General features: G+C 73.4%; 24 protein-coding genes. 7 read left to right on the top strand and 17 right to left on the bottom strand.

Annotated elements, in window-relative coordinates; translation table 11 throughout:
- The first annotated feature begins 99 nt into the window (after nucleotides 1–99).
- The gene (locus SMD20_RS08745) at nucleotides 100–714 is read left to right on the top strand and encodes a cysteine hydrolase family protein (RefSeq protein WP_329577415.1); all 615 of its coding nucleotides are present in this window, start codon (nucleotides 100–102) and stop codon (nucleotides 712–714) included.
- Here the strand turns inward: SMD20_RS08745 and SMD20_RS08750 are convergent.
- The 13 genes from SMD20_RS08750 to SMD20_RS08810 form a co-directional block, all read right to left on the bottom strand.
- Nucleotides 694–3195: an FtsX-like permease family protein gene (locus SMD20_RS08750; protein WP_329577417.1), complete on the bottom strand. Its 2502-nt coding sequence runs from the start codon at nucleotides 3193–3195 to the stop codon at nucleotides 694–696. The two genes, SMD20_RS08745 and SMD20_RS08750, sit on opposite strands and share 21 nt — an antisense overlap.
- The gene (locus SMD20_RS08755; protein ID WP_329577420.1) at nucleotides 3192–3884 is read right to left on the bottom strand and encodes an ABC transporter ATP-binding protein; all 693 of its coding nucleotides are present in this window, start codon (nucleotides 3882–3884) and stop codon (nucleotides 3192–3194) included. The genes SMD20_RS08750 and SMD20_RS08755 overlap by 4 nt, the downstream gene beginning before the upstream one ends.
- Complete coding sequence (locus SMD20_RS08760) at nucleotides 3881–4390, bottom strand: PadR family transcriptional regulator (protein WP_329577423.1); 510 nt, start codon at nucleotides 4388–4390, stop codon at nucleotides 3881–3883. The genes SMD20_RS08755 and SMD20_RS08760 overlap by 4 nt, the downstream gene beginning before the upstream one ends.
- Nucleotides 4391–4462: 72 nt before the next feature.
- Nucleotides 4463–5218 carry a GntR family transcriptional regulator gene (locus tag SMD20_RS08765; protein WP_329577427.1) on the bottom strand — a complete coding sequence of 252 codons (756 nt, stop codon included), beginning with the start codon at nucleotides 5216–5218 and terminating at the stop codon, nucleotides 4463–4465.
- Nucleotides 5215–6030: a tryptophan synthase subunit alpha gene (gene trpA, locus SMD20_RS08770; RefSeq protein ID WP_329577430.1), complete on the bottom strand. Its 816-nt coding sequence runs from the start codon at nucleotides 6028–6030 to the stop codon at nucleotides 5215–5217. Before trpA ends, SMD20_RS08765 begins: the two co-directional genes overlap by 4 nt.
- Nucleotides 6027–7223 carry a tryptophan synthase subunit beta gene (trpB, locus tag SMD20_RS08775; RefSeq protein ID WP_329577433.1) on the bottom strand — a complete coding sequence of 399 codons (1197 nt, stop codon included), beginning with the start codon at nucleotides 7221–7223 and terminating at the stop codon, nucleotides 6027–6029. Before trpB ends, trpA begins: the two co-directional genes overlap by 4 nt.
- An 87-nt stretch (nucleotides 7224–7310) precedes the next feature.
- Nucleotides 7311–7883, bottom strand: coding sequence for a DUF1707 SHOCT-like domain-containing protein (locus SMD20_RS08780; RefSeq protein WP_329577436.1), 573 nt, complete (start codon nucleotides 7881–7883; stop codon nucleotides 7311–7313).
- A gap of 65 nt (nucleotides 7884–7948) precedes the next feature.
- Nucleotides 7949–8581, bottom strand: coding sequence for a TetR/AcrR family transcriptional regulator (locus SMD20_RS08785; RefSeq protein ID WP_329577439.1), 633 nt, complete (start codon nucleotides 8579–8581; stop codon nucleotides 7949–7951).
- A 52-nt stretch (nucleotides 8582–8633) separates the two neighbouring features.
- Nucleotides 8634–9365: a hemerythrin domain-containing protein gene (locus SMD20_RS08790; RefSeq protein WP_329577442.1), complete on the bottom strand. Its 732-nt coding sequence runs from the start codon at nucleotides 9363–9365 to the stop codon at nucleotides 8634–8636.
- A gap of 104 nt (nucleotides 9366–9469) precedes the next feature.
- Entirely contained in the window at nucleotides 9470–10735 is a 1266-nt protein-coding gene (locus tag SMD20_RS08795; RefSeq protein ID WP_329577444.1) for an APC family permease, read from the bottom strand.
- 64 nt (nucleotides 10736–10799) lie between these two features.
- Entirely contained in the window at nucleotides 10800–11180 is a 381-nt protein-coding gene (locus SMD20_RS08800) for a VOC family protein (RefSeq protein WP_329577446.1), read from the bottom strand.
- On the bottom strand, nucleotides 11177–11950 hold the full coding sequence (locus tag SMD20_RS08805) for a metalloregulator ArsR/SmtB family transcription factor (RefSeq protein WP_329577449.1): 774 nt from the start codon (nucleotides 11948–11950) through the stop codon (nucleotides 11177–11179). The genes SMD20_RS08800 and SMD20_RS08805 overlap by 4 nt, the downstream gene beginning before the upstream one ends.
- Nucleotides 11951–11994: 44 nt before the next feature.
- Entirely contained in the window at nucleotides 11995–12357 is a 363-nt protein-coding gene (locus tag SMD20_RS08810; protein ID WP_329577452.1) for a DUF6223 family protein, read from the bottom strand.
- A 188-nt stretch (nucleotides 12358–12545) separates the two neighbouring features.
- On the opposite strand from SMD20_RS08810, the gene SMD20_RS08815 reads away from it, so the two are divergent.
- A complete protein-coding gene (locus SMD20_RS08815; protein ID WP_329577455.1) occupies nucleotides 12546–13760 on the top strand; it encodes a sensor histidine kinase in 1215 nt (404 codons plus the stop codon).
- On the top strand, nucleotides 13757–14452 hold the full coding sequence (locus SMD20_RS08820; RefSeq protein WP_329577457.1) for a response regulator transcription factor: 696 nt from the start codon (nucleotides 13757–13759) through the stop codon (nucleotides 14450–14452). The genes SMD20_RS08815 and SMD20_RS08820 overlap by 4 nt, the downstream gene beginning before the upstream one ends.
- A gap of 9 nt (nucleotides 14453–14461) precedes the next feature.
- On the opposite strand, the gene SMD20_RS08825 is transcribed toward SMD20_RS08820, so the two are convergent.
- Nucleotides 14462–15868: an MFS transporter gene (locus tag SMD20_RS08825; protein WP_329577459.1), complete on the bottom strand. Its 1407-nt coding sequence runs from the start codon at nucleotides 15866–15868 to the stop codon at nucleotides 14462–14464.
- A gap of 179 nt (nucleotides 15869–16047) precedes the next feature.
- Here SMD20_RS08825 and SMD20_RS08830 point away from each other — a divergent pair, with 179 nt between their 5' ends.
- A complete protein-coding gene (locus SMD20_RS08830; RefSeq protein WP_329577462.1) occupies nucleotides 16048–16539 on the top strand; it encodes a hypothetical protein in 492 nt (163 codons plus the stop codon).
- On the opposite strand, the gene abc-f is transcribed toward SMD20_RS08830, so the two are convergent.
- From abc-f to SMD20_RS08845, 3 genes are all read right to left on the bottom strand, one after another.
- Nucleotides 16463–18148, bottom strand: coding sequence for a ribosomal protection-like ABC-F family protein (gene abc-f / locus SMD20_RS08835; protein WP_329577465.1), 1686 nt, complete (start codon nucleotides 18146–18148; stop codon nucleotides 16463–16465). The genes SMD20_RS08830 and abc-f overlap by 77 nt on opposite strands.
- A 47-nt stretch (nucleotides 18149–18195) precedes the next feature.
- Nucleotides 18196–19056: an SDR family oxidoreductase gene (locus SMD20_RS08840; RefSeq protein WP_329577467.1), complete on the bottom strand. Its 861-nt coding sequence runs from the start codon at nucleotides 19054–19056 to the stop codon at nucleotides 18196–18198.
- Nucleotides 19057–19187: 131 nt separating this feature from the next.
- Nucleotides 19188–19925, bottom strand: a complete 738-nt coding sequence (locus SMD20_RS08845) for a VOC family protein (RefSeq protein WP_329577470.1) — start codon at nucleotides 19923–19925, stop codon at nucleotides 19188–19190.
- A 213-nt stretch (nucleotides 19926–20138) separates the two neighbouring features.
- On the opposite strand from SMD20_RS08845, the gene SMD20_RS08850 reads away from it, so the two are divergent.
- The 3 genes from SMD20_RS08850 (at nucleotide 20139) to SMD20_RS08860 (ending at nucleotide 22898) form a co-directional block, all read left to right on the top strand.
- Entirely contained in the window at nucleotides 20139–20588 is a 450-nt protein-coding gene (locus tag SMD20_RS08850) for a hypothetical protein (protein ID WP_329577473.1), read from the top strand.
- A gap of 106 nt (nucleotides 20589–20694) precedes the next feature.
- On the top strand, nucleotides 20695–22218 hold the full coding sequence (locus SMD20_RS08855; protein ID WP_329577476.1) for an N-acyl homoserine lactonase family protein: 1524 nt from the start codon (nucleotides 20695–20697) through the stop codon (nucleotides 22216–22218).
- Nucleotides 22215–22898, top strand: a complete 684-nt coding sequence (locus SMD20_RS08860) for a TetR/AcrR family transcriptional regulator (protein WP_329577479.1) — start codon at nucleotides 22215–22217, stop codon at nucleotides 22896–22898. Before SMD20_RS08855 ends, SMD20_RS08860 begins: the two co-directional genes overlap by 4 nt.
- The last annotated feature ends 133 nt before the right edge of the window (nucleotides 22899–23031 follow it).

The following is a 23031-nucleotide window of genomic DNA, read 5'->3' on the forward strand; positions in this document are numbered from 1 at the left end:
TCGGCCTGGCCGGCGTGCTCCTGCTGGTGACCCCGCTGCTGCTCCCTCGCCCGACCCGGCCTCCCACCTTGCCTGACACCATCCAAAAGGAGAAAGACGATGACCGTCCCGCCGCTGGACCCCCGCACGACCGCCCTGCTCGTCCTGGACTACCAGGAGGCGACCCTGGCCGCGCTCCCCGACCCGGCCGAGCCGCTGTCGCAGGTGGCCGGCGCCATCGCCGACCTGCGCGCGCACGGCGCCGCCGTCGCCTACGTACGGGTCGGATTCACCGAAGCCGACTGGGCGGCGATCCCGCCGGCCAACGAGACCTTCTCCTTCCTCGGCCGGCAGCGCCTCCTGCACCACGCCGATCCCGCCACGGCCGTCCACCACCGGCTCGCCCCCGAGCCCGGCGACATCGTCGTGCGCAAGACCCGCGTCGGCGCCCTGTCCACGACCGACCTGGACCGGCGGCTGCGGGAGCGCGGGATCACCACCCTGGTCGTCGCCGGCGTCACCACCAGCGGCGTCGTGCTGTCCACCGTCACCGACGCCGCCGACCGCGACTACCGGCTCTACGTCCTCTCCGACGCGGTCGCCGACCCGGACCCGGACGTCCACCAGGCGCTGATGACCGGCGTCTTCCCACGGCTGGCCCACGTCATCGACACGGCCGGCCTGCGCGCGCTCCTGCCCGGGGGCGGTGCCGGGTCACTGGAGCCGGCGGGCTAGGGGCAGCCTGGTCCTGGTGATCAGCGCCGCCGCCGTCGCCAGGAGGGGCGGCCCCGCGACCACGGCGATCACGAACGGCCACGGCACGGCGATCGTGGCGGGATCCCCGGCTCCGTGCGTCGTCATCGGCCGGCTGAGCGCCACGCCCGTCACCGTTCCCGCGGCCAGCCCCATCAGCGCGCCGAGCCCGGAGACGTAGAGCGCCTGACCTGCCACCACCAGCCGCAACGTCGCCGGCGGCGCGCCGATGGCCAGCATCGTCGCCCGCTCGGGCCGCATGTCGGCCGCCGCCAGGCCGGTGGCGGCCAGCGTGCCGCCGGCGGCGAGGACGACGGCGCCCACGAGCCAGCCCCACAGGCCGGGACTGGGCAGGTTGCGGTAGCCCTCCTCGGAGGCGACCGTGACCCGGCCGGTCACCTTGGCCAGATCGCGCCCCAGCGTGGAGCCGGCCGGCGGCCGGTGCATCGCGTAGAGCTGGCGTTCCGCCGTGGCGAACCCCGCTTGCTCGACGAGGGCGCGCGGCAGCAGGGCGCCGCCCTGGTGCTCGTCGGCGGGCGCGGCGACGACCGCCGGCACCTCGAGTTTGCGCGGGGGACCGGACGTGGAGCCGGCCCGCAGCGCCAGCTTGCCGTCGCGCACCGCGGCCGGGTCGAACACCACGGCCTTGCCGCTCGCCAGCGCCTCGGCCGCCCGCGGGTCGTCCCGCCCCTGGAGGAGCCGGAGCAGGGCCCGGTCACCGATGGCCGCCGTGCGACGGGTACGTATGCCGTTCCACTTCACGGTGTACCGCAGCGCGTAGCGGCGGCCCTGGGCGTCCTGCGCCTGGTAGCCGGCGGCCAGCGGCACTCCGGGCAGCTGGCGGGCCGCCTCCGCGCGGAGCCTGCTCCAGGTGGCGTCGCTCATGGTGCCGCCCCAGATCGCGAGCATGCCGGTCGGGCGCGCCGAGGTGTAGGCCTTGCGCCAGTCCATGGTCTGGCTCTGGGCGCCGATGCCCATGGCGACGGCCGTGGCCGTGACCGCCATGACGGCCGCCACGGCGCTCGTCGTACGGGAGCGGTGGCGGACCGCGTCGCGGACGGCCACCCGCAGCGGGAGCCGCAGCCGCGTGGCCGCCCGCCCGGTGAAGCGGACCAGCCAGGGGGTCAGCACCAGCAGCCCGATCATGATCAGCACCGCGGCGGCCCACACCCAGACCGATTCCGACTGGCGGCGCGCCACCACGGTCGCCCCCAGCCCGGCCAGCACCAGCACGACCCCGGCCAGGGGACGTCCCGGCCCGTCGGCGGCGGCGGGCGGACGGTCGGCCAGCACGCTCGCGGTGTCCTGCCTGGCCGCCTGGACGGCGGGCACCAGCGCCGCGGTGATCCCGGAGATCAGGCCCAGCGCGGCCACGGCCAGCACCGCCGCCCATGGCACGTCCACCGGGCCGATCGTCCCCGCCGTCCATCGCGCCACGATCGGGGCGCCGAGCGCGCCGGCCCCGACGCCGAGCGCCGTCGCCACGAACGTGGCCGCACCGCCGAGGACCAGCCCGTCGGCCAGCACGATCGTCCGCAGATGCGCGGCGGAGCCGCCCTGCGCCGCGATCTCGGCGAGCTCCCGCCGCCGTCTCCTGAGTCCGACCGCGAAGGCCGGCCCGGCCAGCAGTACGGTCTCCAGCACCACCATGATCACCATGACGCCGAGCCCGGCCGTCCCCGCGACGTTCATCGGGCCGATACGGACCAGGATGCGAACCGAGTCCGAGATCATGGCGCGGGAGGTGACGTACAGGTCGGCCGCGTTCAGCGCGGGGATGTCGTTCCAGGTCACCGGTCTCGGGGTGTCGGCCAGCCAGCCCGGGCCGTACTCGTGCGGCGACCAGAACTCCTCCACCTGCACGGGCGAGACGTCAGGACCCACGACCTGCCGGAGCGAGGGCCGGTGCGGGTGCTCGACCACGCCCACCACGGTCAGCGGGGCCGCGCCGGGCATCCGCAGGACCTCGCCGGGCCGCAGGCCGGACGCGGGTGTCGCGGCGACCTCCCCGGCCGCGGGCAGCCTGCCCTCGGTCAGCGTCAGCATCCCCTTGGTGAGGGGGTCGCGCAGGTCGATCCGCAGCGCGTCGATCCGCTCGGCCCCCGGCTGGAACACGCCGGTGGTGAACGGGACCAGCCGGGTGCCGGGCCCGAGCAGGGCCGCCACCTCGGACGGGCTGCGCCGGACGGCGGACGCTCCGTCGTCGCCCGAGCTCCAGCTCGCCCCGTTCGGCTCCTGGCGGAGCTCCGAGCCCGCGGGAGCCTGCCAGATGCGGGCGTCGGCCGCGCCGAGCTCGGCCGCGAGCCCCTCACGGGCGGAGACGTGCATGGTCTCGACGAGGGTGAACAGCCCGGTGATCACCAGCACCGGCAGGCCGATCATCACCATGATGAGCGCGCTGCGCCCCCGCGAGCGCCACGCGCTCCGGCGGGAGATGCGCAGCGCGGCCAGAAGGGCGCTCATCGGGCGCTCGCCAGGGGCGTGTCCGTGGTGTCGGCGATCATCCCGTCGCGCAGGAACACCACCCGGTCGGCCCAGGCGGCGTAGCGCGGCTCGTGGGTGACCAGCAGGACCGCCGCGCCCGCGTCGCAGCGGGCGCGTAACACCCGCAGGATCTCGTCGCCGGTGCGCGTGTCGAGCGCTCCGGTCGGCTCGTCGGCCAGCAGCAGGCGCCGCTCGCCGACCAGGGCGCGGGCGATCGCGACCCGCTGACGCTGCCCGCCGGACAGCTCCTCGGGGAAGCGGTCGGCCAGGTCCGCGCTGTCGACCTCCGCCAGCACGGCCATGGCCTCCTCCCTGGCCCGGCCCGACCGTACGCCGTCGAGCTCGCGCGGCAGCATCACGTTCTCCGCCGCGGTCAGCGACGTGATCAGGTTGAGGTCCTGGAAGACGTAGCCGACGCTGCGCCGCCGCAGCGCCGCCAGATCGCGTACGGCCCCCAGGTCCTGCTCGCCGACGTGCACCGTCCCGGAGGTGGGCCGGTCGAGCCCGCCCGCGAGGTTGAGCAGGGTCGACTTGCCGGACCCGGACGGGCCCATGACCGCGACCAGCTGGCCCACGTCCACCTCCAGGCTCACGCCTTTGAGCGCGTGCACGGCCGTCGCTCCCTCCCCGTGGACCCGGGTCACCCCGTCCAGCCGTACGTAGGTCATCTCTCCTCCTTCAGAACGGCCTCGCAGTGGTCCAGCCACCGTTGCTCGGCCTCGGCCTGGAAGATCATGGAGTCGATCACGAGCCGCTGGGCCGCTCCGTCCGTGGCCGCGCGCTTGGCCGTGGTCAGCTGCTGGAGGGCGCGCATGGTCGCCGTCCGCTGCTTGTGGATGACCTCGGCGACGTCCGCCCGGCCGGCGGCGACGGCCATGGCCAGCTTGATGACCAGCTCGTCCCGCGGCCGGTCGGACTGGACGATGGGGGTGCTGAACCATCGCGCCAGCTCCTCCCGGCCGGCCGCGGTGATCGTGTAGACGACCCGGCCCTGCTCGTCCGACTCGCCCGGCTCGACCAGGCCGTCACGCTCCAGCCGGGACAGCGTCGTGTAGACCTGGCCGATGTTGAGCGGCCAGGTCGCCCCCGTGGACGCCTCGAACTCGACCCGCAACTGATAGCCGTGGCGGGACCCCGTGCTGAGCAGAGCGAGCAGCCCGTGTCTGATCGACATGAATACTCAGTATGCATACTCGGTATGCCCGTAGCAAGAGAACTCCGTCCGGCGGCTGAGCGCGCCGGGCATTCAGCTCGTGGCGCCCCAGGTGAGGGAGAGGCCGGTGGCGGCGCGTTCGGTGCGGATCTCCATCATGCTGCCGAGGATGGTGGCGTGGTCGGACACCACGGGCGTGGCGTCGAGCGCGTACGTGATCCGCGTGCTGACCAGCACCGGGCCGCCCTCCGGCTCGTGGAGATGGCGGGCGGCGGCCGCGTCGAGCAGCCCCGGCCGGACCACCTCGGACGCCCGGGCGACCGTCACCCCCGCGTCGGCGAGGGCCGTGTAGAGGGAGACGGCGGCGAAGTCGCGGTCGCGGATCTCGTCGGCCACCGGCCGGCGGACCCAGGACACCTGGTGCACGGCGGGCCGCCCGGCGAACTCGCGGACCCGCTCCAGCCGCAGGGCGCTGTCGCCCGGACGCAGCAGCAGCTCGGCGGCGATCCCGGCGGGGGCCCTGCGCACCGCCCGCCCGATCACCTCGGTGCGCACGTCATGGCCCTGCCGGCGCAGGTCGTCGGCCAGGCTGCGGAGCGAGTCGAGCTGGTAGGCCAGGTGGGGCGGGGCGACGAAGGTGCCCTTTCCGGGCCGCTGGACGATCAGCCGCTCGTCGCTGAGCTCGCGCAGCGCGTGGCGCAGCGTCATGAGGGTCACCCCGTAGGAGGCGCTCAGCTCCCGTTGCGGCGGCAGCGCCTCCCCGGGGGCGTACTGTCCCGACCGGATCTTCGCGGCGAGGTCGGCGGCGATGGCGCGGTATCTCGCCTCGTGCCCGGCGTCGGGGGTCATCGTGGTCGGTCACACTCCTGGTCGAGAGCTTGCCGCAGGGTCATGAGGAACGACTGCAGGTCGTCCGGTCCGGCCCCGTCGAGCACCCGCCGCATGACCGCGGCGCCGACCACGACGCCGTCGGCGTGCCGGCGGGCTTCGCGTGCCTGGTCCGGGGTGGAGATGCCGAATCCTAGCAAGACCGGCAGGTCGGTGACGCGCCTGATCCGCTCGGTGAGCTCCGCCGCCGACGCGGCGAGGGCGGTCCGCTCACCGGTGGTGCCCATCACCGACACCGCGTACACGAATCCGCGGCTGTGGCGGGCGATCTCCGCCAGCCGCTCCTGCGGCGTGGACGGCGAGGCCAGCAGGGCCGGCTCGATCCCGGTGACGGCGGCGACGTCCGTCAGCTCGTCCGCCTCGTGCACCGGCAGGTCGGGCACGATCAGGCCGCCGACCCCGGCCCGGCGCAGCGCCTCGCAGAAGGCCCGGGGCCCGTCGTGCAGCACCAGGTTGTAGTAGGTGCTGACGACGAGCGGCACGCCCAGGTCCGGCAGCCCGGACAGGTCGGCGAGGATCCGGCGGGTGCTCGCCCCCCGGTCGAGTGCCGCCTGACTGGCCTGCTGGATGGTGACGCCGTCCAGGGTGGGGTCGGAGAAGGGCAGGCCGACCTCGATCGCGTCCGCCCCGGCTGCGGCGAACGCCCGCAGGTAGTCGGTCCAGCCGGGCGTGATCCCGGCGGTGACGTACGGCATGAGCAGGCCGCGGCCGGCGTCCCGGCGGGCGCGCAGGTGGCGTTCGACCGCGCCGGCGGTCAGGGCGGAGTTTGTCACAGCAGCTCCTTCAGCGTCGAGACGTCCTTGTCGCCCCGGCCGGACAACGTCATCAGCACCGTCGATCCCGCGGCCAGCTCCCCGTCGCCCGCCGCGCGGATCACCCAGGCCAGGGCGTGCGCCGACTCGAGCGCGGGGACGATGCCCTCGGTGCGCGCCAGCCGTACCGCCGCGGCGATCGCCTCGTCGTCGGTCACCGTCACGTAGCGGGCCCGGCCGAGGTCGCGCAGGTGGGCGTGCTCCGGGCCGACGCCCGGGTAGTCGAGCCCGGCGGCCACGGAGTGCGCCTGGAGGATCTGCCCGTCGTCGTCCTGCAGGAACAGCGAGCGGGAGCCGTGCAGGACGCCGAGCCGGCCGCGGGCCGCCCCCGCGCCGCCCTCCGCCTCGACGCCGACCAGCCGCGCCGGGGTGTCGGCGAACCCGGCGAACGTGCCGGCCGCGTTGGACCCGCCGCCGACGCACGCGACCACATGGTCCGGCACGCCGGTCCGCAGCTCGGCGGCGCACTGCGCGCGGGCCTCGTCGCCGATGACCCGCTGGAACTCCCTGACCAGCCACGGGTACGGATCCGGCCCGACGACCGAGCCGATGCAGTAGTGGGAGTCGGCGGTCGCGCCCACCCAGTGCCGCATGGCCTCGCTGGTGGCGTCCTTGAGCGTGCGGCTGCCCGTGGTCACCGGGACGACCTCGGCGCCGAGCATGCGCATGCGGAAGACGTTCAGCGCCTGCCGCTCGATGTCACGCTCGCCCATGAACACCGTGGCCTCCAGCCCGAGCAGGGCGGCGGCGGTCGCGGTGGCCACGCCGTGCTGGCCCGCGCCGGTCTCGGCGATCAGCCTGCGCCGTCCCATCCGGGTGGCCAGCAGGGCCTGGCCCAGCACGTTGTTGATCTTGTGGGATCCGGTGTGGGTGAGGTCCTCGCGCTTGAGGTACAGCTCCACGCCCAGCGCCTCCGACAGCCGGCGGGCCGGAGTGAGCGGGGTCGGTCGCCCGGCGTGCACGGCGAGCAGCCGCGCCAGGGCGCCGCGGAACCCCGGATCCGCCCACGCCTCCCGGAACGCCTCGTCCACCTCGCGGCACGCCTCCACGAGGGATTCCGGGGCGTACCGTCCGCCGTACTCGCCGAACCGGCCCCGCGTCAGGGGCTCGCCCATCGTCCCGGCCGGCTCTCGCCAGGGCAGCACATTTCGCATGCCATACTCCCATCGTATAGAACTCTGAGGAGAGTTCTATAACAGTGAGTGTGACATGGACGGGCCCGGCCCGCCACCACCGCTCCGTCAGGACGGTCCGGATGCCGGCTTGGCCTTCGTGCCGACGCCGCCGAACAGGGCGAGGCCGCTGACGACGATCCGCGGCGCCCCCCGCCTGCTGCGGACGGCGCTCCTGTCGAACGCGCCGAACAGGCCGAAGCCCTTGACCTCGACCTCCACGTCATCGGGCACGATCACCTCCGTGTACCCCCACAGGGCGAAGGCGCGCACCCGGATCTCCTGGCTCGCGAAGCGGGCGTCGCGCAGGTCGATCTCGCCGCCGCCGAACATCGACAACGACGTGAACGCCCGCGGGGCGACCCAGCGGCCCTTGCGGCTGAACCAGCCGAACACGCTGAAGGCGAAACGGGAGCCGGGTTCGTCCGCCACCACCAGCGAGTCCGTCCTGGCCGGCTCGGGCAGGCCGCGGCCCGCGTGCGTGAGCTCGCCATGGGTCCGGGCCCCGTAGATCTCGCTCAGCCGCTGGTCCAGCTCGGCCAGCTCGATCCGGCCCGCGGCGGCGGCGTTCTGGAGCCGCCGGGCCGCCTGCTCGCGCTCCTCGTCGGAGGGGCGGGTCTGACGGTCGGGGTGTTCGGCCATGCTCTCGGTCCTGTCTGCGGGATCAGCGGGGGCAGGACCATCTTATTCTCCAACTGGAGAACAAGTTAGCCGGCCGCCTCCGCCCCGGACTCCTCCACCATGTGGGCGCCTATCATCCGCGCGAGTTGGACGCGGAACTCCGCCGCGTGCGCCGGGTCATCGGGGTCGTGACCCAGGCCCGCCAGCCACGACCGGCCGCCGATGGCGAAGCCGTACGCGGCCGAGAGCCCGATCAGCACCACCGCCTCGATCCGCGACCGGCTCGGCGTCGGCCGGCCCGCGAGCGCGTCCCTGATCCCGGCCTCCATCGTGTCGACCAGCTCCACCAGCTCCGGCCGCGTGGCGCCCCGGTAGTCGGCGTGCATCTCCGCCCAGACGAACAGGCGCAGGTAGCGCTCGTCCGCCAGGGTGTCGAAGACCACGTCCATGATGTCCGCCGCCAGTGGCACGCCGCCCTCGGCGCCGATGCGCTCGCGCACCCGCGCCTCGATGCGGTCGTTCTCGACGCGCAGCACCTCCCTGACCAAGGCGGCATAGCTGCCGAAATAGTGGGACACAAGCCCGTGGGCCACCCCGGCGGCCTCGGCGATCTGCCGCAGGCTCACGTTGTCCGGGCCCCGCTGCCTGATCAGCTCCGCCGCGGCCGCCACCAGCTCGGCGCGTGACTCCGCAGGGTCGCGCCTGCGTCTTGGTGCCATGACCGGCAGTTTAGGGCGCGCGGCAGGACCGTCCCGTCAGCGTTCGGCAGGGTCATCTGCGAGGGGTGAACTGGTTCAGGTCGTAGATGCCGAGCGTCTTCTCGATGTCGGCGACCTGCCCGACGACGCCGGTGAAGCCGGCCGGGCCGAACCGGCGGTGCTCCTCGTCCTCGAAGGTCTCGGCCATCTCGCTGAACTCCTTGGGCGGGACGACCTCGCGCATGGCGGGGAAGACGACGGTGTCCTCGCGGGCCTCGTGGGGCTCGTACATGCGGACGAAGGCGGCCAGGTCGGCGGCGAGGTCGCCACGGGCCCGCTTGGGGACGGGCCTGGCGGTGACGTCCAGGATGCGGCCGGTCAGCACGCGGCCGCGCTGGTGCTGCCGGACCAGGACGGAGACGGTGTCGGTCAGCTTGCCGGCCCTGACCAGGCGCGGGAAGACGTAACGCTCTTCGAGCTCCTCGTGGTACTCCTCGATGAACGTACGGATGATGCCGGCCCCGGCGTGCAGGGGCCGGATCGGCACCGCCTCGCCGGCGCCGATCCGCCGCATGCCCTCGCGGTAGATCAACAGGATGCGTTTGAGCACGCCGTGCTCGCGCATGAGGTCTTCCGGTGGCGTGACCGGCACCTCTTCTTCGGCCTTTTTCCCGATGGTGGCAGGGGTGGACGTCGCGCACGCGGCCGACACCACCGTGCCGCAGGCCAGGGCGACGGGCAGGCCGAGCACGTTACGGCGGCGCACGTCCGGTGCCGCGCGGTCGTCCCGTGCTGCGTCGCTCATCGTCCGCTCCGGTCCCCAGCCAGTCCAACACGGCATGCCTGCCCGGTCGCCGGTGATCCGACGCGGCAGCGGAGGTAATGCTTCCCCCTGCCCGGCGCGCTCGCTTACGCCGAGCGCGCGGTGATCGCCCGGCGCAGGCCGTACGCGGCCGCGCCGGCGGCCAGCACCGCGGCCCCGGCGATCACCGAGGAGAGCGGCAGGGCGAAGGCCAGGACCAGGCAGCCGGCCAGGCCGACCGCGGGGATCGGCCGTGCCGGGCGGCCCTCGGTGCGGGTGAGCGTCCACGCGCTCGCGTTGGCGATGGCGTAGTAGACCAGCACGCCGAAGGAGGAGAAGCCGATCGCGCCGCGCAGGTCCGCCGTGGCGGCCAGGACCGCCACGACCGCCCCGACGACCAGCTCGGCGCGGTGCGGGATCTTGAAGCGGGGGTGGACGGCGGCCAGCGCGTGCGGCAGGTGCCGGTCGCGGGCCATGGCCAGCGTGGTACGGGACACGCCCAGGATCAGCGCCAGCAGCGAACCGGTCGCGGCCACCGCGGCGCCCACGCCGACCACCGGCGCCAGGGCGGGCAGCCCGGCGGCGCGGACGGCTTCGGCCAGCGGAGCGGTCGCGAGGCCCAGGCCGGTGCCGCCCAGCACGCTCAGGACCGCCACCGCGACCCCCACGTAGACCACGAGGGTCAGGCCGAGCGCGAGCGGGATGGCCCGGGGGATGATCCAGGCCGGGTCACGGACCTCCTCGCCCAGCGTGGCGATGCGGGCATAGCCGGCGAAGGCGAAGAACAGCAGACCCGCCGCCTCCAGGACCCCGCCGACGGTGGCCTCCGAGGTCACGTCGAGGCGGGCGGCGTCCGCGGCGCCGGAGGTCAGGCAGGCCAGAACGACCGCGGCCAGCACGGACACCACCACGACGACGATCCCCCTGGTCAGCCAGACCGTCTTGTGCATCCCCGCGTAGTTGACCGCGGTGAGCGCCACCACGGCGGCCACCGCGACCGCGTGCGCGTGCTCGGGCCAAAGGTAGGCGCCCACGGTCAGGGCCATCGCCGCGCACGAGGCGGTCTTGCCGACCACGAAACCCCATCCGGCCAGGTAGCCCCAGAAGTCCCCCAGGCGCTCGCGCCCGTAGACGTAGGTGCCGCCGGAGGTGGGATAACGGGCGGCCAGCCGCGCCGAGGAGGTGGCGTTGCAGTAGGCGACCAGCGCGGCCAGCGCCAGCCCGAGCAGCAGCCCCGAGCCGGCCGCGCGCGCCGCAGGAGCGAAGGCGGCGAAGACGCCGGCGCCGATCATGGAGCCCAGCCCGATGACGACGGCGTCGGTCAGGCCCAGCCGCCGTTCCAACCGGTCCTGACCGGCGGACGTGCCCGCCACGGTGACCTCCCGTTTCCCCGGACCCCGATCCCGGCCCACGATACTGTCGCCCGTTCTGGTGCGTTCAGGGGGCGGGCTGGAACAGCTCGACCAGGTTGCCCGCGGGGTCGGCGAGCAGGATCTGGCGCCCGCCGGGGCCGGTGACCACGTCGCTGCGGAACGGCAGGCCCGCCTCGCGCAGCCGGGCGACCTCGGCGTCCAGGTCGTCCACGATCAGGTGGATGCGGTTGCGGCCGGCGCCCGCGTCCCGGGCGGGGGTGGCGCGGGCGCCGGAGCTGGTGGGGCCGGACAGCAGCAGCCGCAGCGGTCCGCGTACCACGTCGGCGAAGGCGGGCGCGGCGTTGAGGTTGACGGTGAAGCCGAGGTGGGCGGTGTAGAAGTCGACGGCGGCTCGGACGTCGTCGACGATGTAGCGGACGCTGGCGACCTGGTCGGCTGTGGTCATGGCCGGACCTCCTGGCGTGGGGCGGGGAAGAGGACGGGTTGCAGGTGCCGGATACGGGTGTCGATCTCGGCGGCGGTGCGGTCGAAGGCGGGGTAGCCGTCCTGGTCGGCGGCGGGGTCGGGGATGCTCCAGTGCAGGCGTCGCGGGTGGCCGGCGAAGTCGGGGCAGACCTCGCGGACCTTGTCGCACAGGCTGATCACGTAGTCGAAGCGGCGGCCGGTCAGCGTGTCCAGGCCCCGGGGGCGCTGATCGGCGGCGTCGATGTCGTACCGGCGGCGCAGCACGCGTACGGCGTGGGGGTGCAGGCGGGCCTTGGGGTGGCTGCCGGCGCTGGTCACCTCGGCGCGGCCGCCGGCGCGGTGGCGCAGCAGGGCCTCGGCGACGGGTGAGCGGGCGCTGTTGCCGGTGCACAGGAACAGCACGGAGGGCGCCCCCGCCGCGTCGGCGGTCTCGGCCGTCTCGGCGGGGGACAGCCGCAGCGCGGGATGCAGAGCGGCGCCGGCGGCGGCCAGCGCGTCCGCGCAGCGCTCCAGGTCCAGGTGGTAGTAGCTGTCGCGGCCGTCGAAGCTGCTACGGCGGGCGGTGACCAGCCCGGCCGAGCGCAGCAGCCGCAGGTGGTAGGAGACCAGGTTCTGTGGCTCGCCGACCAGGGCGACGAGCTCCCGCACCCGCAGGTCGCCGCGCGCCAGCTCGCTCAGCAGCCGCCAGCGCACCTCGTGGGCGGCCAGCCGGACGAACGGCGGCGGGACGGCCCGACCGGACAGCTCCATGCTCCGCACAATACATCAAACTCGTTTGATGTATTCGGCCACGGTCAGGCGGTACGGCGGGAGCGGGCCAGCGCCAGCCCGCCGATGACCATGGCGACCGGCCCGACCACCAGGCACACCCATCCCCCGACGATTCCGTAGCCGGTGCCGGGACCCCCCTCGGCGGCGGCCACGACCAGGGCGCCGACGACCGTGCCGGCCAGCCCCGTCGCCAGGGCCACGATCGCCCCCCTTCTCCTGGTGACGGGGCGGGTCGAGCGGCGGGCCAGCGCCAGGGCGCCGATGACGACGCCGGCCAGCCCCAGCGCTATGCCCACCATGGACCAGAGACGCCCGGTGGTCATGGCGTAGGCGTCGACGGGTTGGGCCAGAACGTGCGTGCTCGCCAGCAGATGGTGGACGGACATCGAGGATCCTTTCGCGGAAGATGACGGCTCGATCATCACGCCGTCGAGGCGGCCCCGGCCTCCGCCGGCGGTCGGCCGCGGCTACGTAGTTCCGCGTAGCCGGCTCGTCCCTCGGTACGCCCGTCGTCGTAGGCGGCCGCGCGTCCGGGCGGAGGGTGCTCAAAGCGGGGAAACCATAGGATCGCGGCATGAAACACCGCGTGGCGTCGTTGCGCCTGCCGATGCCGGCGCAGGAGGTGTTGCTCGCGCTCTTCATCACCGTGATGCAGGTTCAGGGCACGATGGTGCGCAATGCCGGCGAGGTGGTCCAGCGTCCCCTCACCGACCTGGGCAACCTCGGCTATGTCTTGCTCATCGTGAGCGGCCTGGCCGTCGCCGTCCGCCGCCGGTGGCCGGTGCCGGTGTTCCTCACCACCGCGCTCGCCAGCCTGGCGTACTACACCCTCGACTTCCCCGACGGGCCCGGCTGGCTCGGGCTCTTCGTCGCCCTCTACACCGTCGCCGCCTACGGTGACGGGCGCCGGTCGCTGGTGTTCGCCGGCGTGGGCACCTCGGTGCTCGCCGCCTGCTGGCTGGTCGCCGCGGCCGACATCGAGCCGAGCGCCGCCATCGGCTGGGTGTACTTCCGGATCGGCGCGTCGGTCATGAGCGTGGCGCTCGGCGAGTCCGTACGGTCCAGGCAGGTCATCGCGGCCGACGCCCAGAAACGCGCCGAACTGGCCGAACGCACCCGCGAGGAGGAGGCGCGGGCGCGCGTGGACGCCGAACGGCTGCGGATCGCGCGCGAGGTCCACGACACGGTCGCGCACGCCATAGCGATCATCAACGTCCAGTCCGGCGTCACCGCGCACGTGCTCGACAAGCGGCCCGACGTGGCCCGCGAGGCGCTGCGCGCCATCGAGCAGACCAGCTCCCGCGCGCTGCGGGAGATGCGGGCCATCCTCGGCGTGCTCAGGGACGACGACGGTGACGACGGCGAGCGGGTGCCGTACCCCGGGCTGGGGCAGATCGACGAGCTGACCGCCAAGGCGCGTGAGGCCGGGCTCGACGTCGAGGTCGAGGAGGGCGTGCCGGGCGCGCCGTTGCCGAGCGCGGTGGGAGGCGCCGCCTACCGGATCGTCCAGGAGTCGATCACGAACGTGGTCCGCCACGTCGGGCCGACCCGGGTGACGGTGGCGCTGAACCCGGGGATCGAGTCCTTGGAGATCCGCGTGACCGACGAGGGCCGCCGTGCCGTCCCGGGTCAGCGCCCCAGGGGGCCGGTCAGGCCCGGCCGCGGGATCGCCGGCATGCGCGAGCGCTGTCAGCTGCTCGGCGGAGAGCTCGACGCGGGGCCGACCCCGGACGGCGGGTTCGAGGTCAGGGCACGGCTACCCCTCGCGCCGACCGGGCCGAGCCTGTGAACGCGGCCGGCTCGCCGCCGGACGGCGCGTCGATCAAGGTACTGCTCGCCGACGACGAGGGTCTCGTACGATCCGGGTTCAAGGTCCTGCTCGACCTCGAGGACGGCATCACGGTGGTGGGGGAGGCGACCGACGGCGCCGAAGCCGTCGAACGGGCCCGCGCCACCCGCCCCGACGTCGTCCTCATGGACATCCGCATGCCCAGGGTGGACGGGATCGAGGCCACCGCGCAGATCGCGCGGACGCGCGGGCTGGAGCAGGTCCGCGTCCTCATCCTCACCACCTACGACACCGACGAGTACGTCTTCGACGCCCTCCAGGCCGGCGCCAGCGGCTTCCTGCTCAAGGACGCGGGACCGGCCGAGCTCCTGCACGCCATCCGGGTGATCGCCGCCGGGGACGCGCTGCTCGCGCCGCGGATCACCCGGCGCCTCATCGGCCAGTTCACCGCGCGCCGTACCGCGGCCCGGGCCGCGGAGGACCGGCTCGCGGTGCTGACCGAGCGCGAGCGCGAGGTGCTGGCCCTGGTGGGACAGGGCCTGAGCAACCAGGAGATCGGCGCCGCGCTGTTCCTCAGCCCGGCGACCGCGCGCACCCATGTCAGCCACGCGATGGCGAAGCTGGGCGCGCGTGACCGCGCCCAGCTGGTCGTCATCGCCTACCGGACAGGGCTGGTCAGCCCCGGGACGTAGGCCCCTGGTTCAGGAGTTCCTGGCGTTGTCCAGGACGCGGGCGGCCTCCCGTTCGTACGAGTTGCGGGAGGCCAGCACCACCAGCCCGCCGAGGATCATGGGCACGATCAGCGCGTACATGGCCACGAGGAGGGAGCCGGTCGCGTCCGAGGCGATGCCCACGATGAGCGGGCCGAAGGCGGCGCCGATCGTCAGCAGGACCTGCAGGACGGCGAAGCCGACCCCCCGCGACGAGGCGGCCACGACGTCGGCGATGCACGCCGTGCACGTGGGGATCGCGGTGGAGGAGATGATGACGGCCAGCAGGAGGAGGATCACCAGTGCCGCGGACGAGTCCATGATCAGGGCGGCGCCGAGGACGGCCGAGCCGACGGTGATGCCGGTGCCGCCCACGAGCAGCCGGCCGCCCGGGACCCGGCCGTGCAGCCGCTTGCCGAGGCGGGTGCCGATCACGGTCCCGGCCAGGACGCCCACGATGGTGATGCCGCCGCTGAGGCTGCCGGCGGCGCCGATCTCCATGCCGAACCCGCGGACCATGAGGGAGGGCAGCCAGAAGTAGACGCCGCCGAGGCCGAGGGTCAGGATCATCACCCCGAGGGAGACGAGGACCAGGGTGCGGATGGCCAGGACCTGACGGACCTGCGGCCAGAAGGGCCGCTTCACGGTCGCGTCGGGGGTGGGGGCGGGGTCGGCCTCGGGCGGCCCGGCCTGCGGCGGCTCCAGGGCGCCGGGCGCCGGTGCGGGCGCGGAGGAGGATCCGGCTGCGGCCATGATCCGGTCCATCTCGCCGCGCTGCGGCTCGCGCAGCCGCCACACGAGGATGGCGGTCAGCGCTCCGGGTATCGCCATCAGCAGGAACGCGGCCCGCCAGCCGAACGCCTGGCCGATGACGCCGCCGAGCAGCGTGCCGACGCCGCCCAGGTACGTGGTCATCCGCGTCCAGCCGTACACCTGCATGCGGGTCGCGGCGGGGTAGTAGTCGGCGAGCAGGCTGCCGGCGGCGGGGTTGTCGATGTTCTCCGCGGCGGCGAGCAGCACCCGCGTGAAGTAGAAGAAGGCGAAGCCGGCGGCGAGGCCGGAGCCCAGGGTGGCCAGGGCCCAGACGAGGACCACCACAGCGATGATCTTCGTACGGCTGTGCCGGTCGGCGAGGTAGCCGGCCGGCAGCGCGACGAGCGCCGCGGCCAGCGCCGCCGCGGTCGGGATGGATCCGGCCGCGGTGTCGCTGAAACCCCATTCCTCCTGGATGAGGGGCAGTACGCCCGACATCAGGTTGGCTTCGATGCGGTCGACCATTCCCACGATGAACAGCACCACGAACGGTCCCCATCCGAAGGGATTGGGATCTGTCGCGTTGATGCCGCCTGGCGGCGGGGCTCCGAGGCGGCGGCGTTCCCGGGCGACGGCCTTCACCATGTCTTTCTCCTCCGTGCTAGGTGCTCCCGTGTGGGGTGGTACGGCGGCACGGGAGCGCAGAACGCTGTTCTAAAACAGGGTTCTAGGAAGAGAGTGTCGTACATCACATCGTGTTTCGCCAGTGTTTCCTGATGCGCATAGGCTGGCCCCCTGTTGCCGCGATGGCGAAGGGGCTGCCGATGATCACCGACCCGACGGTCCTCCGGATCGGCCAAGGGGTGGAGTTACATCACCACCAAGGCCGGCGCGAAGCCGCTCGTGACCTGTTCGCCCAGATCTGGGAGGACATCGGCGGCGAGGAGGGCGACCCGCTGTACATCTGCGTTCTCGCCCACGCCATGGCCGACGTGCAGGACGACGTGCACGAGGAGCTCGTGTGGGACCTGCGGGCGCTCGCCGCCGTCGGCCGGATCACCGACGAGCGCCTGGCGGAGGCCGGAGTCGCGCTCTCGGTGGCCGGCCTGTACCCGTCGCTGCACCTCAACCTCACCGAGTGCTACCGCAAGCTGGGCGATCTCGACCTCGCCCGCGAGCACCTGCGGCAGGCGCGGGCCGAGATCGGCAGGCTCGGCGACGACGACTACGGCCGGCTCATCAGGGGCGGCCTGGAGCGGCTGGAAGAGCAGCTGGGCGAGGCCGACGACCGGGCAGCTCCGCCCTGCCCGCCCTGAGCTCCAGGTGTGAGCCGGTGAACCCGGCCCGCACGCGCCGGTCGTGCGTGACGACGACGAGCGCGCCCTCATAGGCGACCAGAGCCTCCTCCAGGTCGTCCATCAGGCCAGGGGACAGGTGGTTGGTGGGTTCGTCCAGGAGCAGCAGGTCGGTCGGCCGGCTGACCATGCGGGCGAGTTCGAGCCGGCGGCGCAGACCGGGGGAGAGAGTGCCGACCGGCGCGGCGAGCTGGGCGGCGTGGAAGAGCCCCAACGCGAGCAGCGCGTCGGCGTGTTCGGCCGGATCTCCAGGGCGCCCCGCCGCGAACGCCTCCAGGAGCGTGCCTCCTTCGTACGCCAGGTCGCCGTGCTGACGCAGATGACCCACACGGGGGGTGCTGCGGACGGTGCCGCTGTCGGGCACGAGCTCGCCGGCGAGAACGCGGAGGAGCGTGGTCTTGCCGGCTCCGTTCGGGCCGGTGACCAAAAGACGCGCTCCTGGTCGCAGGCGCAGCGACTCGAGGTGCAGGCGCTCGCCGACCCGCACGTCGGTCAGCTCCACGAGGAGGTCGTCGGCGCCCGTGGTGGCGAGAGGGCCGGCGAACCGCAAGGGCCGCGGAGGCGGCGGAACGCGGTGCAGGTGGAGCCGGCGCAGCCGTTCCCTGGCGCCGCGGACCCTGCTCATCGCCCCGTGCGCCCGTGACCTGGCGCGGAAGGCGCCCGCGCCGCTGAAGGCGGCCGGTGCCTTGCGCGGGATGGCGGCCAGCCGTCTCGCGTGGGAGTCGGCCAGCTCCTCCTGGCGCGCGACCTCGGTGCGCCACTCCTCGTGCTCTCGCGCCCACCGGGCCCTCGCCGCCGCTCTGGCCGCCAGGAACCCGGGGTAGCCGTCGCCGTGACGGCGCACGGTGCGCAGATCGTGGTCCACCTCCACGATGGTGGAGGTGACCCGCTCCAGGAAGAGCCGGTCGTGGGTGACGACGACCAGGGTGCCCCGATGGGCGCGCAGCTGGTTCTCCAGCCAGGCGACGGCCTGGTCGTCGAGGTCGTTGGTGGGCTCGTCCAGGAGCAGCACCTCGGGAGCGGCGGCCAGGGTCGCGGCCAGCGCGAGCCTGGCCCGCTGCCCGCCCGACAGCAGGTTCAGCGGAAGGTCACGGTCAAGGCCGGGCAGGCCGAGGGCGGCCAGCGCGATCTCGACCCGCGTGTCGGCCTGGTATCCGTCGCGGGCCTCGAACCGCGCGGCCAGGTCAGCGTAGTGGGCCAGCTCGGCGGGCGTGGCGTCGTCCAGGCCGAGCTCGGCCCGCCGCATCCGATGCTCCAGGTCGCGCAGGTCCGCCAGCGCGACGTCGATGGCGTCGCCGGCCAGGGCGGTCGCCGGCAGATCCAGAGTCTGGGCCAGATAGCCGATGCCGCCGGGCGCCGTGACGGTGACGGAGCCGTTGTCGGGGCGGCGGTGGCCGGCGAGCAGGCGCAGGAGCGTGGACTTGCCGGAGCCGTTGTCGCCGATCACGCCGACCTTCTCGCCGGGCTTGACGGTCAGCGAGATCTCGTTCAGCACCATCCTGTCGTCATAGCGCGCGGTGACTCCGGACAGGACGAGCTGGGTGCCGGGCGAGGGATGACCGATGCGCATATGAGCGTCCTCCTGGTGTCGGTACGGCCGGGGGCGTGGTGGGTGCGTCAACGGCCGCTCCCCGGGGCGGGAACGGCGTGCTCGGCGTCGCGGCTGACCTGCTCCCAGGCGGCCCAGGTCGCCATCCGCCGCCGGGAGATGTCGAAGGCCAGGTCGTACACCATGCTGCCGAGCAGCAGCCGCAGCGGTGGGTCGTCGCTGTCGACCAGCTTCAGCAGCGCCTCGGCGGCCAGGTGCGGCTCGCTGTCGATCGAGCCCTCGGCCCACTGCTTCTCCAGCTCGGCGCGCAGGGGACCGTACTCCTCCTTGGGCGTGGCCGTGGTCATGCTGGTGTAGAGGTCGGTCCAGTAGCCGCCGGGCTGGACGATGCTGAGCTTGACGCCGAACGACGCGGCCTCCATCGCCAGCGCCTCGCTCATGCCCTCCAGCGCGAACTTGCTCGCGCTGTACATGCCGGTGCTGGGAAAGCCGCCGAGCGCGGCGATGCTGGAGACCTGCACGATGTGGCCGGACCGCTGGGCGCGCAGGTGCGGCAGGACGGCCTGGCAGACCCACATCGCGCCGAAGAAGTTGACGTCGAGCTGGGCGCGGGCCTCGGCCTCGGTGAACTCCTCGATCATGCCCGAGTGCATGGTGCCGGCGTTGTTGACCACGATGTCGAGCCGGCCGAAGTGCTCGGCGGCGGTGTCCACGGCGGCGAACACGGCGGCGCGGTCGGTCACGTCCAGGGGCAGGACGAGCAGGCGGTCCGCGTACCGGCTGGGGAAGTCCTCCGGGGTGACGGTGCGGGCGGCGGCGGCCACCCGGTCGCCGCGCTCCAGCGCGGCCAGGGCGAACGCGCGGCCGAGGCCGCGACCGGCACCCGTGATGAACCAGGTGCGGGGGGCGGCGGTTTCCGGGGTGCGCATGACGCGATCTCCGATCGGTTGGCGGTTCGCAACACGAGACGGTTCGTCTCGTGTTGATGCTGTGAAGGTACCGGCTCTCCTTCGTCACGTCAAGACGGACCGTCTCGTCTTGAAATCCGCCGGTCGCGGCCTCAGGCCGGGCGCAGGACGCAGAACTCGTTGCCCTCCGGGTCGGCCAGCACCCGCCACCGGACGTCCCCCTGGCCTATGTCGATGACCCTCGCGCCAAGGGCCTCCAGCCGGGCCACCTCCGCCGCCTGATCCTCACCGGGGTACGGCAGCACGTCGAGATGGACGCGGGTCCACACGCTGCTCCCGCCGGGCGTGCTGATGAACTCCAGATACGGCCCCACGCCCTTCGGCGAGCGCAGCCGCGCGAAATCGTCGCCCGCCTCATGGACGGTCCAGGCGACCGCCTCCCCCCAGAACCGGGCCATGGCCCGCGGATCGGCGCAGTTGACGACCACCGCGGCGATCGGCCCGGTGTCCCGGTAGATCTCCCGGGGCTCCAGCACACAGAAAACGTTGCCCTCCGGGTCGGCCAGGACCGTCCACGGCACGTCGCCCTGGCCCACGTCGGCCGGCGTCGCGCCGAGCTCCATCAGGCGCGCCACCAGCTCCGCCTGATGGGCGGCCGAGGTGGTGGCCAGATCGAGGTGCGCGCGGTACCTCACCGTCTCGGGGTCCGGGACGCTGACCACGTCGACGCACACGGCGGCCGGGTCCGGCCACGTGAAGCCCACAGGCTCGACGTTGGTCACGCCGGGCCCCTCGCTGGAGACGCCCCAGCCGAGCGCCTCCGCCCAGAACCGGCCGAGCGCCGCGTCGTCCCGAGCCTTGAAATTCACCTGAACCAGTTGCAGCCCCATGCCCGCCAACCCTAAGCCCGCGCCCCTGCTCCGGCGGTCGTAGCCGGGACCCGCCGTACGACGGCGGGCGCACGGCCCGTTGCCTCCGGCCGCACGACGACGCCGCGGCTCCCGTACGCGACGATCAGGACTCCTCTCTCACGTCGAGTGTCATGGAAAGGACACGACCCGCATGCCGAGCCTGGTACGTCACGTCGCCCCGACCTGCGGGGGATGTGGGAGCGGCTGCGGCCGGGGGACACGTTGCCGCTGCTCAAGGGGATGCCCGCCGGGCAGGAGCCGTCCTGGGCCGCCGGCCACCCCGTCGGTGCCGCCTACGCCACGCTGTCGGCCGTCGCCGCGCAGGGAGCGGGGCTCCTGGCGCCCGCCGCGGCGACGGCCGTCACCGAGGTCGTCGCCGCCCACCGGGGCCGGTGCCGCCCGCGTGGCTCCTGGCTGGAGCAGGCGCTGGACGGGCTGTCCGAGGGGGAGCGGGCCGGTGCTCTCGTCGCGGTCCTCGCGGCACTCGCCCCGCGCGACCTGACCGACGAGGACGTCGCCGCCTGGCGGTCCACCGACCGTCGGTTCAGCGACCACTGCACGGTCTACCTGCTGGCCTTCGGCGCGATGGCGGCGGTCGAGCACATCGCCGACGACACCGCGGCGGCCCTGCACCGCGGGTGATCCTGCACCCGTCTCTGGCGGAACCAGGGGCGGGGGAGCGGGTCGATGGTGATGGCCCCTATTATGTAAACGCAACCGGATGCGTTAACAAAATGGGGGTGATCGGATGCTGAAGTTCCTGTGCAAGATCGGGTTACTGGTTCTCGCTCTCGCGGTGGGCGCTGTCTGGCTGGTTGTCCTGCGGTTGAAGGACGTGCCGGCGCCGCTGCTGGTGGCGTACGGGCTGCTGCTGGCCGGATCGGCGGCCGGGCTGTTGTGGCCCGGCATGCTCGGCCCGCTGTCCACGCGGCGCCGTGTGCTGGTATTCCTCGGCGTTCCGGCCGGCCTGAGCACGCTGGGGCTCTACCTCGCGGTCGTCTACTACATCGCGGACCTGCCGGTGCTGCTCGCCCTGGCTGCCGCGACCTGCCTGGCATGGGCGGCGGCCACTTTCCTGCGCGGACGCCAGGCGGCGGGTGACCGTGGAGCCCCGCAGACCAGGCGGGCCTTCCTGACCGCCGGCGCCGGGCTGGTGCTGGGCGCGGCCAGTGGCCTCTCGGCCGGCCAGGTGGAACGGCACCGCCGTGAGGTGCTGGCGCGGAGCGAGCGGCAGGCGGCCGTGCGTGCCACGGGCGCGCGGCGGCCGATTCTCGACGACGCCGTGCGGGTGTTCCCCCTTCATGCGGGCGACACCATCGTCACCTACGGCCAGTTCTACGGCGGCCTGGACGGCTGGGAAGGGCTGAACGGCTACCTGCGCACTCTGGTGGACAAGGCCCAGATCGCGGTGCCGGTGTACGCCTATCTCATCGACCACCCCCGGCACGGCCTCATGCTGGTCGACACCGGCGTCAACTGGGAACAAGCCCACGATCACGACGGGTACTACAACCACAACCAGATGGTTTCGCGCCTGCTGACCCAGCGCGACGAATACCGGCTGACCCCCGAGCAGGACCTACGGGTCCGCCTGGCCCGGCTCGGTTACGACGCCAAGGAGATCACCACCGTGTTCCTCACCCACGTCCACGACGACCACGCGGGAGGACTGCGCCACCTGCCCCAGGCGACCGTGGTGCTGGACCGCCGCGACTGGGAACACGGCACGATCTACCCGTACTCCTTCGACCTGGTCAGGAACAACCTCTCCTTCCCCGCCTTCGGCTCCGGCGCCTTCGGCCCCTTCCCCGCCGCTCAGGACCACTTCGGCGACGGCAGCGTCATCCTGGTGCCCACCTCGGGCCACTCTCCCGGGCACATGTGCGTGCTGCTGCGCGTGGACGGCGGCAACGTGCTCTTCACGGGCGACACTCTCTACACGCTGCCTCACCTGGCCATCGACCAGGTCAGGCAAATGACCATCGGCGGCGCCGACACGGCCCGTCAGCTCGAGGCCGCCCGGCGCATCCAGACCCTGCTGGCCTCCGATGCCGACACCGTGCCGCTGTTCGCCCACGACAACACCCGCTACCAGTCCGACCTGGTCGCCTCCGCGTTCGCCCAGGGAGCACCCGGCGAGGCAGGGCTGCGGCGGTTGCGCGCGCACATGGAGACCGTCCTCACACCCGGCTGGCGGCTACGGCCAGGGCACACGCCCCGCTTCGTCGCTCCGACGTCCGGCGCACCCGTGGGGCGGGTGGAGTTCCGATGACCGACACGAGGCGCACTCGGGGCAGGCCGCGCGACCCCGACGCCGACGCGGCGATCATGAAGGCGGCGCTGGAGCTGTTCGTGGAGCGCGGCCTGGAGGGCGCGAACTTCGAGCAGATCGCCAAGCGCGCCGGCGTGGCGAAGGTGACCATCTACCGCCGCTGGTCCACGAAGGAGGAACTGCTCACCCAGGCGATCGAACAGGCCCGCACTCTTGTCCCGGAAGCCGACATCTGGGCCACCGCCGACCTCGCGGCGCAGCCGGCCGACCAGCGGCTCATGGACTCCTGGGTCCACACCCTCGGCGACGCCCGGTTCCGGGCCGTCCTCGCCCAGCTCATCGGCTCCAGCGTCACGCAGCCGTCGCTGCTGACCACCTACCGCGACCAGTACATCCAGCCCCGCCGCCGGCTGATCCACGCCGCGCTGGAACGCGCCCGCCGCGACGGGCTCCTGGCCGCCGACGCCGACCTCGACACCGTGATCGACATGGTTCTGGGCGCGGCCATGTACCGCATGCTCATGAGACCGGACGCCCAGGCCGACTCCGCCGCCACACGCCACTACCTGGAAGCCGTTCTCCAGCAGGCCGACCGGCTGCTGCGGCAGCCCGGACAGCGGACCCCCGAGGCCCACCGCCGGCCCGAAGACCATCAGGAAGAGGGACCCGAGCCCCCATGACCGGATACATCGACGTCCAGCAGCACCTGATCCCCGCCGGCTACGCGCCGGCTACGCATCGGCCACCGCAACGCCCGGCTCCTGCTCCCCGCCTGGGCGCGTAGGCGGGGTTTGACCTTGACGCTGCGTCAAC

Origin of the sequence: Nonomuraea sp. LP-02 (assembly GCF_036289125.1) — a bacterium.
Lineage (GTDB): Bacteria > Actinomycetota > Actinomycetes > Streptosporangiales > Streptosporangiaceae > Nonomuraea > Nonomuraea bangladeshensis.

Excerpts from the sequence above, each read along its gene's own strand:
- SMD20_RS08840 (WP_329577467.1), bottom strand. The coding sequence starts at position 19,056 with ATGCGCACCCCGGAAACCGCCGCCCCCCGCACCTGGTTCATCACGGGT.
- SMD20_RS08855 (WP_329577476.1), top strand. The coding sequence starts at position 20,695 with ATGCTGAAGTTCCTGTGCAAGATCGGGTTACTGGTTCTCGCTCTCGCG.
- SMD20_RS08750 (WP_329577417.1), bottom strand. The coding sequence starts at position 3,195 with ATGAGCGCCCTTCTGGCCGCGCTGCGCATCTCCCGCCGGAGCGCGTGG.
- SMD20_RS08790 (WP_329577442.1), bottom strand. The coding sequence starts at position 9,365 with ATGAGCGACGCAGCACGGGACGACCGCGCGGCACCGGACGTGCGCCGC.
- SMD20_RS08815 (WP_329577455.1), top strand. The coding sequence starts at position 12,546 with ATGAAACACCGCGTGGCGTCGTTGCGCCTGCCGATGCCGGCGCAGGAG.
- trpB (WP_329577433.1), bottom strand. The coding sequence starts at position 7,223 with ATGCGAAATGTGCTGCCCTGGCGAGAGCCGGCCGGGACGATGGGCGAG.
- SMD20_RS08850 (WP_329577473.1), top strand. The coding sequence starts at position 20,139 with ATGTGGGAGCGGCTGCGGCCGGGGGACACGTTGCCGCTGCTCAAGGGG.
- SMD20_RS08805 (WP_329577449.1), bottom strand. The coding sequence starts at position 11,950 with ATGGAGCTGTCCGGTCGGGCCGTCCCGCCGCCGTTCGTCCGGCTGGCC.
- SMD20_RS08800 (WP_329577446.1), bottom strand. The coding sequence starts at position 11,180 with ATGACCACAGCCGACCAGGTCGCCAGCGTCCGCTACATCGTCGACGAC.
- SMD20_RS08760 (WP_329577423.1), bottom strand. The coding sequence starts at position 4,390 with ATGTCGATCAGACACGGGCTGCTCGCTCTGCTCAGCACGGGGTCCCGC.
- SMD20_RS08860 (WP_329577479.1), top strand. The coding sequence starts at position 22,215 with ATGACCGACACGAGGCGCACTCGGGGCAGGCCGCGCGACCCCGACGCC.
- SMD20_RS08785 (WP_329577439.1), bottom strand. The coding sequence starts at position 8,581 with ATGGCACCAAGACGCAGGCGCGACCCTGCGGAGTCACGCGCCGAGCTG.
- SMD20_RS08780 (WP_329577436.1), bottom strand. The coding sequence starts at position 7,883 with ATGGCCGAACACCCCGACCGTCAGACCCGCCCCTCCGACGAGGAGCGC.
- SMD20_RS08845 (WP_329577470.1), bottom strand. The coding sequence starts at position 19,925 with ATGGGGCTGCAACTGGTTCAGGTGAATTTCAAGGCTCGGGACGACGCG.
- SMD20_RS08825 (WP_329577459.1), bottom strand. The coding sequence starts at position 15,868 with ATGGTGAAGGCCGTCGCCCGGGAACGCCGCCGCCTCGGAGCCCCGCCG.
- SMD20_RS08765 (WP_329577427.1), bottom strand. The coding sequence starts at position 5,218 with ATGACCCCCGACGCCGGGCACGAGGCGAGATACCGCGCCATCGCCGCC.
- SMD20_RS08810 (WP_329577452.1), bottom strand. The coding sequence starts at position 12,357 with ATGTCCGTCCACCATCTGCTGGCGAGCACGCACGTTCTGGCCCAACCC.
- SMD20_RS08745 (WP_329577415.1), top strand. The coding sequence starts at position 100 with ATGACCGTCCCGCCGCTGGACCCCCGCACGACCGCCCTGCTCGTCCTG.
- SMD20_RS08830 (WP_329577462.1), top strand. The coding sequence starts at position 16,048 with ATGATCACCGACCCGACGGTCCTCCGGATCGGCCAAGGGGTGGAGTTA.
- SMD20_RS08755 (WP_329577420.1), bottom strand. The coding sequence starts at position 3,884 with ATGACCTACGTACGGCTGGACGGGGTGACCCGGGTCCACGGGGAGGGA.
- abc-f (WP_329577465.1), bottom strand. The coding sequence starts at position 18,148 with ATGCGCATCGGTCATCCCTCGCCCGGCACCCAGCTCGTCCTGTCCGGA.